This is a genomic window from Cellulosimicrobium sp. RS (assembly GCF_046159675.1).
In the GTDB taxonomy this organism is placed as follows: domain Bacteria; phylum Actinomycetota; class Actinomycetes; order Actinomycetales; family Cellulomonadaceae; genus Cellulosimicrobium; species Cellulosimicrobium funkei.
Map to the genome: position 1 here is coordinate 81,328 of NZ_JBJXVU010000009.1, position 14,244 is coordinate 95,571.

A 14,244-nucleotide genomic window follows, 5' to 3' on the forward strand; every position below is an offset into this window, starting at 1 on the left:
ATGAACCTCGTTGCCCCTGGAACCGACCAGGGGGCCGGACGTCGGCGCAGGGGAGCCCGTCGTCCGGACCGACAGCCGAGCGGTACGCACCGACGCGCACCCCGGCGGGGCCACGACGGCCCCGGACCTCGCCCACGGCCGGTCTCCCACCGGCCCGGGTCGAGCCCCGCACGACCGAGCACCCTCTCGACCCTCTGCGACCGCGGGACACCCCCGCACCACCCAGTCCTGCTGCTCAGAGTCCCCCCGCACCACCTCGGGGAACCTCCGCGCGCCCGAGCGCGCCGGCACGCGGGGCGGCGACCGCCGTCCCGCCGGTCCGGCGCGCCACGGACCGCCCGGACGACCCCGTACGCCCGGAAGGAGTCCCCCATGCCCGACCCGACGACCGAGACGGCGCCGAGGCCGCTCTCGAGGCGGGCCCTGCTCGCCGGGGCCGGCGTCGTCGCTGCCAGCCCCGCCGCCGCGCTCCTGCTCGGAGCCGGCGGCAGCGTCGCCGCGGCGCCCCCCGCCGCCGCCGCGACGACCGTCACCGCAGCCACCGGCGTCCGCAAGATCACCATGTACGCCGAGCGGATCTCCGACACCCTCGTCGGCTACGGGCTCGAGCGCGGCAAGGCGACCGTCCCCGGGCCCATCCTCGAGATGTGGGAGGGCGAGACCCTCGAGATCACGCTCGTCAACACGACGGACAAGCGCCTGTCGATCCACCCGCACGGCGTGAACTACGACGTCAACAGCGACGGCAGCACGTTCAACAACTCGTTCAACGAGCCGGGCGAGACGCGGACATACACGTGGTCGACGGTCAAGATGGCGCGCGACCGCGGCATCTGGATGCCCGGCAGCGCGGGCTACTGGCACTACCACGACCACGCGTGGGGCGAGCACGGCACGCAGGGCCTCGCGGCGGGCCTCTACGGCGCGCTCGTCGTGCGCCGGGTCGGCGACGTGCTGCCGCAGAAGCAGTTCACGATGGTCTTCAACGACATGACCATCAACAACAAGGTCGCGCCGGACACGCCGATGTTCGAGGCGAAGCTCGGCGAGCGCGTCGAGTTCATCTGCATCGGCCACGGCAACCAGCTCCACACCTTCCACCTCCACGCGCACCGCTGGGCGAACAACCGCACCGGCCTGCTCGCGGACCAGTACGACCCGAGCCAGGTCGTCGACAACCGGGACCTCAACCCGGGCGACGCGTTCGGGTTCCAGGTCGTCGCCGGGCTCGGTGTCGGACCCGGTGCGTGGATGTACCACTGCCACGTCCAGTTCCACTCCGACGGCGGCATGGCGGGCATCTTCCTCGTGCGCAACGCCGACGGCTCGATGCCGCCGGGCGCCCAGGAGTCGATCGACCGCTTCCAGGGTCACGGCAGCCACACCATGTCGGCCCCGTCCGGGGCCGCGCCGTCCGGCGCCGCCGCGACGACGAGCGCCCCGGCCACCGCCCCCGGCGGTCCGGCCGCCGGTGGCTCCGGGCCGGCCGTCGTCGACCTCACGGGCCACGCCGGCCACTGACCGTCCGCCGGCGAGGTGGGGCGGGCCGCCGGCCCGTCCCGCACCCGGCAGGACCCGCTCCCGGCCCGTCCGGGAGCGTCGCACCGATGACGAAGGAGTTGGAGAGTGCTTTCCAGACGATCGACACCCCCCACGAGGGGGCGCTCCCGACCGGGGGCACTACGGGCCCTGACCGTCGGCCTGACGGGCGTCGCGCTCGTCGCGAGCGCCGCCGTCCTCCCGGCGGCGGCCCAGACCGGCGCCACCGCACCGACCACCGCGGTCAGCGCGGGCGGGTCCCTCGCGGCGGGGTCCGTCGCCGCCGCGCCGGCCGCCGCGGCCGCGCCCGTGCGCGTGCTCGTGTTCCACGGCGCGCCCGACGAGCAGACCGACCCCGTCGTCGACGCGACGGCGGCGCTCACCGAGATCGGGGCCGCCAACGGCTTCGAGGTCGAGGCGACGTCCGACCCGGAGATGATCAGCGCGGCGACGCTCGGCGAGTACCGCGGCGTCGTCATGCTCTCCGCGGAGGGCATCGAGCTGAGCGGCGAGCAGGAGGCCGCCCTCCAGGCGTACATCAACGGCGGCGGCGGCTTCCTCGGCGTGCGCGACGCCGCGCGCTCGCAGGAGGCCTCGAAGTGGTTCGAGGGCCTCGTCGGCGCCCGGATCAAGGGCGCCACGATGACGGCGGAGAAGGTCGCCGAGGCGACCGGCACCGGCCGCAGCCCGGCCGCAGAGACGCCGGCCAAGGCCGTCGACGGCGACCCCAACACCAAGTGGCTGACGTTCGCCCGCACGGGCCAGCTCACGCTGCGCATGGAGCAGCCCGTCGCGGTGGTGAAGTACGGCATCACGTCGGCGAACGACTCCGCGGGCCGCGACCCGAAGAACTGGAAGCTCCAGGGCTCGACCGACGGGCAGACGTGGGTCGACCTCGACACGCGCGCCGACGAGGACTTCCCGCAGCGCTTCCAGCCGCGCACGTTCGACGTCGCGAACGAGACCGCGTACGGCTGGTACCGGCTGGACGTCACCGCGAACTCCGGCGACGCCGAGGTCCAGCTCGCGGAGCTCTCGATCTACGGCCCCGACTCCGTCGAGCAGCCCGACCCGGAGATCCCGCTCGAGGAGCGCACGGTCGACCTGGTCGACCGCCAGCACCCCGCGACGGCGGACCTCCCGCTCACGTGGGACCGCGAGGACCGGTGGCTCGACTGGGCCGACGACCCGACCGGTGACGTGCACACGGTCGCGACGCTCGAGCCCGGCGCCGACGCCGGCCCGACGACCAACCCGTTCCAGCCCGTCTCGTGGTGCCGCGACTACGACGGCGGCCGGTCGTTCTTCACCGGCATGGGCGGCACGCCCGAGAGCTGGGCGGACGCGACGTTCCGCGAGCACCTGCTCGGTGCGCTCCAGTGGACGACGGGCGTGGTGCGCGGCGACTGCCAGGCGACCATCGCGTCGAACTACAAGGCCGAGCGCCTGTCCCAGGTGAACACGGCCGGCACGCTCGACCAGAACGGCGAGCAGCACGGTCTGACGATCGCGCCCGACGGCACGGTCTTCTACATCGGCCGCGGCGCCTGCCCGACCGGCCCGATCGTCCCGTGGAGCGACCCGAACGTGGGCCTCGGCTGCGGCACGATCCACCAGTGGGACCCGGAGACGGGTGAGGCGAAGCTGCTCACGACGCTCGACGTCATGGGCAACCGCGGCAGCGGCGACGAGCTGGTGAAGAACGAGGAGGGGCTGCTCGGCATCGTGCCCGACCCCGACTTCGCGACCAACCACTGGCTCTACGTGTACTGGATGCCGCACGAGAACATCGACCGCGAGCGTCGCGTCGGCTACCGGACCGTCTCGCGGTTCACCTACGACCCCGAGACGCCGACGATCGACCAGAGCACGCGCGTCGACCTGCTCGAGTGGGAGACGCAGATCCACAGCTGCTGCCACGCGGGCGGCGGCATGGCGTTCGACAGCGAGGGCAACCTCTACATCGGCTCGGGCGACAACAACTCGTCTGGCGGGTCGAACGGGTACTCCGGCAACAACTGGACGCAGGAGTTCGCGGGCATCAGCTTCCAGGACGCGCGCCGCACGTCGGGCAACACGAACGACCTCAACGGCAAGATCCTGCGGATCCACCCCGAGGACGACGGCACGTACACGATCCCCGACGACAACCTGTTCCCGGTGGGCGAGTACCCCGCGGACAAGACGCGCCCGGAGATCTACGTCATGGGCGTGCGCAACATCTCGCGCCTCCAGATCGACCCCGACACCGACTGGCTGACGGCGGCCTGGGTGGGCCCGGACGCCGGCAGCCCGAGCCCCGAGCTCGGCCCGGCGAAGTACGAGACCGCGACGATCATCACGTCCGCGGGCAACCAGGGCTGGCCCTACTGCATGGGCAACAAGCAGCCGTACCGCGACCGGAGCAACGAGGACGCGAGCGTCCTCACCGGCTGGTACGACTGCGACAACCCGAAGAACACGTCGCCCCGCAACACGGGCCTCGTGGACCTCCCGCCGGTACGGAACAACATGATCTGGTACTCGCCCTCGGGCGGCGGGCCGGTCTTCCCGGACCGCGGCAACGGCATCCCGACGTACGAGGACGACGAGGCGACCTACACCATCCCGTGGCTGCGGGGCGGCGGCCAGGCCGTCATGTCCGGTCCGACGTACCGCCAGTCGCAGGTCGACCCCGAGTCCGACGTCGCGTGGCCGTCGTACTGGGAGGGCAAGTGGTTCATCGGCGACCAGTCGAACTCGAACAACCGCGTCGCGGTGACGGTCGACCCGGAGAACCTGGACGCCCCCGTGTTCATGGAGGACCTCCGCCAGATCATCCCGGGCGGTCGTGGTGACGGGCTGCTCCAGAGCTGGATGGACGCGAAGTTCGGTCCGGACGGCGCGCTGTACCTGGTCGACTACGCGGGCGGCTTCTTCAGCCTCGACCCGAACCAGAAGCTCATGCGGATCACGTACCAGGGCGGGGCCCCGACCCCGGCCCCGGCCGCGTCCGCGACGAGCATCCAGGGCGACCCGCTCACGGTGCAGTTCACGGGTGCGCGGTCCGGCGGCGTCTCCTACCTGTGGGAGTTCGGCGACGGCAAGACCTCGCGCCAGGCCAACCCGAAGCACAAGTACCCCCGCATCGGGACCTACGAGGCCAAGCTCACCGTCACGTACGCGGACGGCTCGACGGCCACCGTCACGACCGACGGCTCGCCGTCGTGCACCCTGCCCGACGAGCGCGAGACCGTGTTCTTCGGCGACGTCGACTCCACGGTCGAGAACCTCGACCTCGGCGCCTGCACGATGAACGACCTGTTCCAGGACGAGAAGGAGTGGCGCACCCACGCCCGGTTCCTGGCGCACGTCGAGTCGGTCGCGAAGAGCCTGTACGACGACAGCCGCATCGACGAGCGCGAGCGTGCTCGCCTCGTCGACGCCGCGGCGCGGTCCCAGATCGGCGTGGACCCGGGCGGGTACCGCACGATCTTCGACGGCACGCAGGAGTCGCTGTACGACTGGTTCCAGGCACCGAGCGGCAAGTTCACGCTCGAGCCGGGCGGTTCGCTGAAGTCGAGCGGCGGTCTCGGGATGCTCTGGTACGCGGGCGAGGAGCTCGGGGACTTCTCCGTGAAGCTCCTGTACCGCGACGTCTCCGCGGGTGACCACCACGCCAACACGGGCGTGTTCACCCGGTTCCCGAACCCGAACGACCCGGGCGACGTGCCGTGCGCGGCCAACCAGTCGCCCGCGTGGGTCGCGATCTCGTGCGGTCACGAGATCCAGATCTACGACGGTCCGACGGGCGAGCCGCAGAAGACCGGCTCGGTCTACAACTTCGACCCGCTCGGCCTGAACACCGGCGGCGAGAAGCCGAAGGGCGAGTGGAACGAGTACGAGATCCGGGTGGTCGGCCAGCAGTACACGATCATCCGCAACGGCGTCGTCATCAACGAGTGGGAGAACACCCCGGGACAGCAGTCGTCCCGTGCCGGTGACCCGCCGACCGACCTGCGCCAGTTCGACAGCGGGTTCATCGGGCTCCAGAACCACGGGAACGCGGACCTCATCGAGTTCCGCGACATCCGGGTCGCGGACCTGTAGCACCGCCGGGCGGGGGCGGCCGGCCAGGCCGTCCCCGCCCGTACCCGCAGTCCGACCGAGCCCCCAGAACCACCCCCAGAACCTTCCCGAGACACCCCCCGAGGAGTGCACCCTCATGGAACGACGTACCAGTCCCGGCGGCGTCCGCCGCCGCGGCGCGCGGCGGTTCCTCGCCGCCACGGTCGCCGGGCTCACCGCGACGACGGTCCTCACCGTCGCCCCGGCGTCCGCGTCCCCCGCAGGGACGGCAGCGCCGTCGTCCGTCTTCTCCGTCGCCGACGCCACCGTCGCGGCCGAGCAGGTCCTCACGTGGACCGCGGACAACAGCGTGACCGACTACAAGGCCTTCCCCGCCACGGCCGAGGCGGGCCCCGCCACGATCGTGTTCGAGAACAGCATGGCGACCGGCAGCACGTTCGGCATGAGCCACACGCTCACGTTCGACACGTCGTCGCCCGGCTACAACCACGACGTGAACCTCAACATCCTCGCGAGCCCGTTCGACGCGAACGGCGGGCGGCACGAGGCGCAGGTCACCTTCACCCCGGGCAAGTACCGCTACTTCTGCGCCATCCCCGGGCACGGCGAGATGTGGGGCGAGCTCGTCGTCACCGACGGCGGCACCGGCGGCGAGGACACCACGGCCCCGTCCGTGACCGCGCTCGTCACCGGCGAGCAGGACGGCGACGGCGCCTACGTGGGCGGCGCGACCGTGACGCTCGAGGCGACCGACGACGACTCCGGCGTGGCCGGGGTCGAGTACGACCTCGACGGCGCGGGCTGGCAGGCCTACACGGAGCCGTTCGTCGTCGACGCCGTCGGCGCGCACACGCTCCAGTTCCGCGCGACCGACGCCGCGGGCAACACGTCCGAGGCGCAGACCGCGAGCTTCACCGTCGTCGAGGGCGACGTCGAGGAGGACACGACCGCCCCGGTCGTCGAGCCCATGGTCATGGGCCAGCAGGACGAGTCCGGTGCCTACGTCGGCACCGCCGCGTTCATGCTCCACGCCACGGACGAGGGCTCGGGTGTCGCGTCCGTCGAGTACCAGGTCGACGGCGGCGCGTGGCTCCCGTACACGACCACGGTGCCGTTCACCGAGGTCGGCGAGCACACCGTGTCCTTCCGGGCGACCGACGTCGCGGGCAACGTGTCCGAGGTCGGCTCCGTGACGTTCACCGTCGTCGCCGGCGGCGAGGACGACACGACCGCCCCGACCGTCACCGCCGAGGTCACCGGCACGCAGGACGGCAACGGCGCGTTCGTCGGGTCCGCCACGGCGACGCTCACCGCGACGGACGACGCGTCCGGCGTGGAGAGCGTCGAGTACGACCTCGACGGTGCCGGCTGGCAGCCGTACACCGAGCCGCTCGTCGTCGACGAGCCCGGCGAGCACACGCTCGTCTACCGGGCCACCGACGTCGCGGGCAACGTCTCCGAGGAGACCGTCACCGAGTTCGTCGTCGTCGCGGAGGCCGAGGAGGACACCACGGCCCCCGTCGTCGCGACCGAGCTCAGCGGCCAGCAGGACGAGGACGGCGCCTACGTCGGCTCCGCGTCCGTGCTGCTCACCGCCACGGACGACGGCTCGGGCGTCGCGACCGTCGAGTACGACCTCGACGGCGCGGGCTGGACCGAGTACACCGGGGCCGTCGTCGTCGACGAGCCCGGCCGCCACACGCTCGCCTACCGCGCGACCGACGTCGCGGGGAACGTCAGCGAGCCGGCGACCGTCACGTTCGACGTCGTCGCGGGCCAGGGCGGCGACACCGTCGCCCCGACCGTCGACCACCGCGTCATGGGCGGCGACAAGAACGAGGCCGGCGAGTACCTCGACAACGTGTTCGTGCGTCTCCTCGCGAAGGACGCCGACTCCGGCGTCGCGTCGGTCGAGTACCAGCTCGACGGCGGCGAGTGGACCCCGTACGCCAAGCAGATCTCCGTGCGGACCCCCGGGTCGCACACGGTGACCTACCGCGCGACGGACGTCGCGGGCAACGTGTCCGCCCCGAAGACGGTCACGTTCGTCATCGCGGGCGGCGAGGAGCCCGGCGGCGACACCGACGGCCCCGTCGTCACGGCGGGCGTCAGCGGCAGCCGCACGCGCGACGGCGACTTCGTCGCGAGCGCGCGCGTCACGCTCACAGCGGTCGACGAGGAATCGGGCGTGGACCGCATCGAGTTCCAGGCCAACGACGGCGCGTGGCAGCGCTACGCGGCCCCGGTCGCGTTCGCGGCCGACGGCCAGCACGTGGTCCGCTACCGCGCGGTCGACGGCGTCGGGAACGTCACGAGCGGCGAGGTGACCTTCACGGTCCTCAAGCTCGTGCGGGACCGCTGCGTCGGCTCGGACATCCGCCCGACGGTCATCATCGACGGCCACGACAGCACGGTGCAGAACTACGACGACGGCACCGGCTGCACGGTCAACGACCACGTCGCCGAGAACGACGAGTACGCGACGCACCGCGAGTTCGTCGACCACGTGAGCCTCGTGACCGAGGACCTCGTCCTCGACGGCGTCCTCGACGACGCCGAGCGGGACCTCGTCATCACGGCGGCGCAGCTGTCCGACATCGGTCGCCGCTGACAGCACCCGTCCCACCAGCAGTCCGACCGGCGAAGGTCCGGGCCCGCTCCCTCCAGGAGCGGGCCCGGGCCGTCGTCGTCCCGCGGGCGGTTCCCAGGCAGGGATCGCGGCGACCCTGTCGCCCGACGCCGCGCGGACCGGTCAGGCCGGCGGCTCGCCGTACACCGGGCGGACGAAGGCCAGGACGATCCCGAGCCCGCCGCGCTGGGCGAGGCGCGCGCGGTCCTCCGGGTGGTCGAGCAGGTGCCGCAGGACGCGCGCGACCGCCTCGGGATCCGTCACGACCACGGGGTCGGGGTCCGGTCCGTGCGCGGGCCGGCCCCGGAGCAGGTCCTCGCCCTCCGCGTGGCGCGCCCGCGCGCCGTCGTGCAGCTCGACCCGGAGCGACGGGCGTCCCTCGCCCGGGACGACGTGGACGCGCGCGACGTCGTCCCACCGCACGATGACCCGGACGACCTCCGCGCGGCCCACCGGCAGCTCGACCTCGTGCGGCCGCAGCACGACCGCGTGCTTCGACGGCCCGCGCACGTACGCCAGCAGCCCGCCGCCGAAGGCGAGGGCGACGATGCCGATCAGGGCGGCCGCGAACCCCTCGTCGCTCCGCAGGAGCCACACCGCGAACGCCACCGCGCCACCGCACAGCGCGAGCAGGATCAGCAGCACCGCGAGGTAGTCGACGACGGGCGTCAGGCGCTCGCGACCACGGACACCGCCGCGCACCGCGGTCCACACCATCGTCGGCCGGTACGGCTGCCGGGGTCGGCGGCTGCTGCTCACGGGGGACAGTCTGCCGGGTCGGCGCCGAGCACGACGTTGCTGTCGTTCTCACGGCGATACCGCCAGCAACCTCGTGCTCGGGGGCTCGGGGGCTCGGGGCTCGGGGGCTCCGGGGCTCGTCGGTTCAGGAGCCGCCGAGGAGCATCCGCTTGGCGGCGGTGAACTCGTCGTCGGTGAGGGAGCCGGCGGCGTGCAGGCTCGCGAGCTCGGCGAGCGCCGCGGTGACGCCGTGCTGCACGGTCACCTCGGGGGCGCCCGCGCCGCGGGTCATGCGGGTCGTCGTGTACGTCGTGGTGGTCGAGGACGACGAGCTCGTGGGCGAGCCCCACGCGGGGGCGTCCGCGTCGGTCGTCGGGTCGTCGGCGACCGGTGCGTCGGCGACGGCCGCGCCCGCGGCCCGGGCGGCGTCGTGCAGCGCGCGCGTGCGGTCGCGGCGGGCCTGCACCACGACCCGCTCCCCGGGCAGGCGCCAGACGACCACGGGGTCGCCGGGCTGCGGGACCTCCGACGGGAGCAGGTTCGTGACCGGGGCGAGGCGCGTGACCGTCGTCGTCAGCGCCCCGTGCCGCACGCGCACGGCGCAGTGCGCGACGCCGCCCGACTCCGTCCGGTCCGTGACCGACGCCGTGACGACCCCGGCCTCGCGCGTCGCCGCCAGGCGGTCGCGGTGGTACTGCGCGTAGAGCGGGGCGTCGTCGCGCGACCGGCGCAGCGACCGCGCGTAGCCCGCCCACATCGGGCCGAGGAAGACCCACGGGAAGATCGTCCACACGACGTTCCAGAACCACGGGAAGAAGCCGTCGTGGTCCCACGCGTTGACCGTCACGAGCCAGACGAACCCGCCCGACAGCAGCGCGAGCAGCACCCCGTTGCGAATCTTCGTCCCGACGCCCGACGGCGGCTCCATGAGCCCCTCGGGCGTGCGCGGCAGGTCGTCGACGGACTCGTCGTTGCCCACCAGCCGCAGGATGGCCTTCGGGTCCGCGGTCTTGCGCGCGAGCGCGGCGGACGGAGGCAGGGGCGATTCGTCATGAGGGGCGGACGGCGCCCCCGTCGTGTGGTCAGACATCACCCCGATCCTACGATCGCCCTGCCCCGCCGGAACCACCCGCCCGCCCCCCCGGTTGCCCACCCCTCTCCAGGCGAACACGGGGATGGCGACCTCTTGCGGCTGTTTCTGGTCGGCAACCCCGTGGTCGACGGGCGGTGGAGCCGTGTTGGTCAGCGGTTGGTGGTCACCGTCGTGCCGGTGGCGCGGGTCGCGGCCAGCAGTGAGTGGAGGCCGAACGCCTGGACCGGGCCTAGCGCTCCCGTCCCGTTCGTCTCGCCGGCCGCTGCTCGGGTCGCGCCCCACGCGAGGTAGCGGGCCGTGAGGTCGTACGCGTCGGGGCCGTCGAGTCGGGCCCGACGCAGCACCTCGCCCCCGGCGTCGCGTGCGACCGCGAGGACGTGCGTGCGCGACGCCGCGCGGGCTGCCTCGTCCGGCCCGCCGCTCGACCCGCTGCGCGACCGGGCGAGCCGCCGCAGGCCGTCGCCCAGCCCGGGGATGCGCAGCGCCGCCGTCGCGACCGCCGTCGCCACCGGCGCGAGCCGCACCGCGGGACCGGACACGCCCAGCGCCACCTCGATGTCGCGCAGCCCCGGCGCGAGGCCGGGGAGCGTGAACGGCTCGGTGCCGCCCGCGGTGACGCCCCGCACGCGTCGGCCGGGGCCGACGTCGAACGTGACGGCGCGCGCCGCGACACGCTCGGTCCGGAGACCGCCGTCGCGCCACGCGTACGACGGCTCGAGCGCCGTCTCCAGCGCGCTCACGCGCGTGCCGCCGCTCACGCCGCCGCCGGTGGGGAAGTAGCCGATCTCCAGGCGCACCGCGTCGGCGCCCTCGTCCTGGAGCGCGAGCGCCCCCGCGAGGTTGCCGGGCACCCAGTCGTGGCCGAACGCCGTGAGCAGCGCCGCACCCGTGCGCCGGGCGCGCGGGCCGAGCTCGTCGAACACGCGCCGGATGAACGCCGGCTCGCCCGTCGAGTCGAGGTACACCGCGCCCGCGTCGATCGCGGCCTCGACCGCCGGGTCGCCGTGCCGCCCGAACGGGCCGACCGTCGAGATCAGCACGTCGCCCGGCCCGACCAGCGCACGCACGGTCCGCGCGTCGTCGACGTCCGCGACCGCGGTCTCGAGCGGCGTGCGCGCCGAGGTGCCCGACGGCGGGCTCCCGGCCTCGGGCGAGCCCGCGGGCTCGGCGCGGTGGCGGGGCGCTGTGGATGGTGCCGTTGCGGACGGTGCCGCCGCGGTCCGTGCCGTCGCGGCGAGGTCCGCGGCGAGCGCGTCCAGGCGGTCCTGGGACCGACCCGCGAGCACGGGCCGAGCGCCGCGCGCCACGAGCTCGTGCGCGACGAGCGTGCCCGTGTAGCCCGTCGCGCCGAGGAGCACGATGCGGCCCGTCGCCGGGGGAGGGGTCGGGGCGTCGGTCATGAGGTCACCTTTCGCCGGAACCAGGGATCCCGCGAGACTACGGAGCGGTGCCGGGGCTCGCGCGTCGGCGGGGTCGCGACCGCTGCCTGCCGTGCTCACCCGAGATCGGCGTGGTGTCCTGGCGGTATGGACCGACAGCCCGACGACCCGCGGCGCGAGGACAGGCCGCCCGACGACGGTGGACGGCCCGACGGGCCCCGGCCTGGGCTCGTCGGGGTGCTGTGGTGCGTCGTCGTCATCGTGGCGGTGCTGGTGATCGGCGTCGCGATGGGACTGCTCGACGGTCGCTGACCGTACCGGCCCGCAGTGCCTCACGGCGTGCCCTCGGTGGGGTTCGCCGCGCGCTGGGTGGACGGCGGCGCGGGGTGGCTCGCGCCCGGAGGTCAGCAGCGCCCCGCCCCGCCGACGTCGATATCGACGTCACCCTCCATGACTTCGATACTGACGTCGTCTAGGATGACTTCACTATCGACGTCATCGGAGGCGGTATGGCGGTCCGCATCGAGATCACGAGTCCCGAGCTGCTCGGCTTCGCCTTGCAGCAGGGCCGGCTGCTGCGCGGGACGAGCCAGCGGCAGCTGGCCGACCAGCTCGGCATCGGGCAGAAGTGGGTCTGGGAGATGGAGAACGGCAAGCCCGGTCTTCTCATGGAGCGCCTCTTCGCCATGCTCGACGCGACGGGCGTCCGGCTGTGGGCGGAGATCGACGAACCGGTCGGCGACGACCTCTCCGGGGCAGGCGGGGACGACGTGGAGAAGCTCGATGGCTGACCTCCGCGTCGAGCTGTACGGCCGGCTCGTCGGTCATCTGGTGGGGACGAGCTCGCGCACGTTCGACTTCAGGACGGACCGGTCCGTGCTCGAGCACTGGGCACCGGGCAGCACCGTGCTGTCGGAGTCGGTACCGCTGAGTCTCGTGGAGAACCGCGCCCGCGCGGCTCGGCGACGCAACTACTTCGCCGAGCTCCTCCCGGAAGGCCGCGTCCTGAGCGACCTCGCCGCGCGGGCGCGGCTCAGGGAGGCCGATGTCGTCGGACTGCTGGCGCGCTACGGGCGCGACGTCGCGGGCGCCGTCGAGCTCTACGACCCGGACGCGCCGGGCGAGCCACGGACGCCGCGCGCGACGCCGCTCACCGACGAGCAGGTCGGCGCGCTCCTCCGTGACACCCGTGGCATGCCGCTCGGCAACTCCCCGTACTCCGGGAAGTCCTCCCTCGCCGGGGTGCAGGACAAGATCGTGCTCGCCCTCGTCGACGACGTGTGGCACCAGGTGCACGACGGATACCCGTCGACCCACATCCTCAAGCCTCACTCCACGGCGAACCCGACGATCGTCTACGACGAGGAGTACGCGACACGGATCGCCGCACGCCTGGGCCTCACGCACGGGACGCCACGGCTGCACGAGTTCGACGGCCGGACGGCGCTCGTCATCGAGCGCTTCGACCGGTCTCCCGACGCCCCGCGCGGACGCCTCCACCAGGAGGACATGAATCAGGCGCTCGGAGCACGCGGCGACGAGAAGTACCAGGAGATCGGCGGGAAGGTCAGCCTCGTCCGTATCGCGCAGGTCCTGCGGCGAGCCGCAGGTCCGACGGCGGTCGACCAGCTCCTGCGGTACGTCACCCTGGCCGTCGCGGTGGGCAACCTCGACATGCACGCGAAGAACGTCTCGATGCTCCACCTCCCGGACGGCTCGGCGCGGGTGGCGCCGATGTACGACGTCGTGCCGCTGCGGCACCAGCCGACCGACGGTCGGCTGGCTCTTGCGGTGAACGGCGTCTACGTCCACAGCGCCGTCACGGCCAGGGACCTCGTCAGCGAGGGCGAGGCATGGGGATCGAGAGCGGCGAGCGACGTCGTCCGCTCGACGCTCGACGACGTCGCCTCGGTCGTCGCGAGCGAGACGCCGGACTCGCGGGCGCAGCCAGGCTTGCGCGACGAGATCCTCGGCTTCACGCGGAATCTCCTGGCGGGGCGCCCGACGGGATAGGCGGATCAGGACAGCGAGAAGATCACGCGCTCCACCGTGGCGCGGGAGAGCGTGCCCGCAGGACGCACGGCCCAGGCGTCGAGCAGCTGGAGGTACTGGTGATACGCCCATGTCTTGTCGAGCCGGAGCTGGACGCCGGCGTTGGTCGCGATCCAGTCCCGTACGCGCATGTCGAGCACGGGTGCGGCGTCGTCGCTGTCCGGTCCTGCTGTGGCCGTCGTGAAGTACAACCACTTCGTGAAGAACGCCGGCCCGAGGTACGCCACGCGACCGGGCAGGTTCCTCATCGCGTAGAAGCCGGAGAGGGCGCCCTGTGTGCGAGCGGTCCGAGCCGCTGAGCGCAGACGCTCCAGGACCGTCGGGTCGACCGCGTCGGAACCACCCGTGAGGACGCGGGCCGTGCGGTAAGGACCATAGCCGGATGACCCGTAGCCCCAGATCATCGTGGCGACGAACGCCAGATCGGTACGGTCCGCAGCCTCAGACTTCCGCACGCTCTCGAGGACGGTGGCACGGTCAACTTGCCCAGGGAGCGAGGCGAGAAGGTCGTCGACGTCTGGCACGACCGACAGCCGGCGTGCCCACCGTTCGCGGTTCCACGGCATCCCCTTCTGTAGCGGTGGGGGTGCGGACCCGTCTCCGAGGGCCTCGGCCAGATTCTCTGGCGGGGTTGGGACGTCGTCGAGAGGGCGGAGAAGTGCGGCGTAGGGCGTCGTCGCCTCGGCGGACCTGTCGATCACCACGGGGTCACCGTAGAGGTGGTCGGTGACATCGCTCACCGAGCA

At 73.0% G+C, this 14,244-nt stretch carries 10 protein-coding genes; 6 read left to right on the forward strand and 4 right to left on the reverse strand.

What is annotated here, in order from left to right; genetic code table 11:
* Window positions 1-372: 372 nt before the first annotated feature.
* The 3 genes from ACI769_RS14490 (at window position 373) to ACI769_RS14500 (ending at window position 8,218) form a co-directional block, all read left to right on the forward strand.
* Complete coding sequence (locus ACI769_RS14490; protein ID WP_081896028.1) at window positions 373-1,521, forward strand: multicopper oxidase domain-containing protein; 1,149 nt, start codon at window positions 373-375, stop codon at window positions 1,519-1,521.
* 105 nt (window positions 1,522-1,626) lie between these two features.
* Window positions 1,627-5,628, forward strand: a complete 4,002-nt coding sequence (locus tag ACI769_RS14495) for a ThuA domain-containing protein (RefSeq protein WP_249355936.1) — start codon at window positions 1,627-1,629, stop codon at window positions 5,626-5,628.
* Between the two features lie 115 nt (window positions 5,629-5,743).
* Window positions 5,744-8,218, forward strand: coding sequence for an OmpL47-type beta-barrel domain-containing protein (locus tag ACI769_RS14500; RefSeq protein WP_409141813.1), 2,475 nt, complete (start codon window positions 5,744-5,746; stop codon window positions 8,216-8,218).
* A 141-nt stretch (window positions 8,219-8,359) separates the two neighbouring features.
* Here ACI769_RS14500 and ACI769_RS14505 read toward each other — a convergent pair whose 3' ends face one another.
* From ACI769_RS14505 to ACI769_RS14515, 3 genes are all read right to left on the reverse strand, one after another.
* Window positions 8,360-8,995: a glycosyltransferase gene (locus ACI769_RS14505; RefSeq protein ID WP_409141814.1), complete on the reverse strand. Its 636-nt coding sequence runs from the start codon at window positions 8,993-8,995 to the stop codon at window positions 8,360-8,362.
* A gap of 124 nt (window positions 8,996-9,119) precedes the next feature.
* Complete coding sequence (locus ACI769_RS14510) at window positions 9,120-10,064, reverse strand: hypothetical protein (RefSeq protein WP_409141815.1); 945 nt, start codon at window positions 10,062-10,064, stop codon at window positions 9,120-9,122.
* Between the two features lie 152 nt (window positions 10,065-10,216).
* Window positions 10,217-11,467: a saccharopine dehydrogenase family protein gene (locus ACI769_RS14515; protein ID WP_409141816.1), complete on the reverse strand. Its 1,251-nt coding sequence runs from the start codon at window positions 11,465-11,467 to the stop codon at window positions 10,217-10,219.
* A gap of 126 nt (window positions 11,468-11,593) precedes the next feature.
* On the opposite strand from ACI769_RS14515, the gene ACI769_RS14520 reads away from it, so the two are divergent.
* From ACI769_RS14520 to ACI769_RS14530, 3 genes are all read left to right on the forward strand, one after another.
* Window positions 11,594-11,758, forward strand: coding sequence for a hypothetical protein (locus tag ACI769_RS14520; RefSeq protein ID WP_171468496.1), 165 nt, complete (start codon window positions 11,594-11,596; stop codon window positions 11,756-11,758).
* Between the two features lie 197 nt (window positions 11,759-11,955).
* Window positions 11,956-12,237, forward strand: coding sequence for a helix-turn-helix domain-containing protein (locus ACI769_RS14525; RefSeq protein ID WP_021481977.1), 282 nt, complete (start codon window positions 11,956-11,958; stop codon window positions 12,235-12,237).
* The gene (locus tag ACI769_RS14530; protein WP_409141817.1) at window positions 12,230-13,459 is read left to right on the forward strand and encodes a type II toxin-antitoxin system HipA family toxin; all 1,230 of its coding nucleotides are present in this window, start codon (window positions 12,230-12,232) and stop codon (window positions 13,457-13,459) included. The genes ACI769_RS14525 and ACI769_RS14530 overlap by 8 nt, the downstream gene beginning before the upstream one ends.
* A gap of 5 nt (window positions 13,460-13,464) precedes the next feature.
* Here ACI769_RS14530 and ACI769_RS14535 read toward each other — a convergent pair whose 3' ends face one another.
* The gene (locus tag ACI769_RS14535) at window positions 13,465-14,238 is read right to left on the reverse strand and encodes a hypothetical protein (RefSeq protein ID WP_409141818.1); all 774 of its coding nucleotides are present in this window, start codon (window positions 14,236-14,238) and stop codon (window positions 13,465-13,467) included.
* Window positions 14,239-14,244: the final 6 nt, after the last annotated feature.

Coding starts and splice junctions, on each gene's coding strand:
- ACI769_RS14525 (WP_021481977.1), top strand. CDS start 11,956: ATGGCGGTCCGCATCGAGATCACGAGTCCCGAGCTGCTCGGCTTCGCC.
- ACI769_RS14520 (WP_171468496.1), top strand. CDS start 11,594: ATGGACCGACAGCCCGACGACCCGCGGCGCGAGGACAGGCCGCCCGAC.
- ACI769_RS14515 (WP_409141816.1), bottom strand. CDS start 11,467: ATGACCGACGCCCCGACCCCTCCCCCGGCGACGGGCCGCATCGTGCTC.
- ACI769_RS14510 (WP_409141815.1), bottom strand. CDS start 10,064: ATGTCTGACCACACGACGGGGGCGCCGTCCGCCCCTCATGACGAATCG.
- ACI769_RS14490 (WP_081896028.1), top strand. CDS start 373: ATGCCCGACCCGACGACCGAGACGGCGCCGAGGCCGCTCTCGAGGCGG.
- ACI769_RS14530 (WP_409141817.1), top strand. CDS start 12,230: ATGGCTGACCTCCGCGTCGAGCTGTACGGCCGGCTCGTCGGTCATCTG.
- ACI769_RS14500 (WP_409141813.1), top strand. CDS start 5,744: ATGGAACGACGTACCAGTCCCGGCGGCGTCCGCCGCCGCGGCGCGCGG.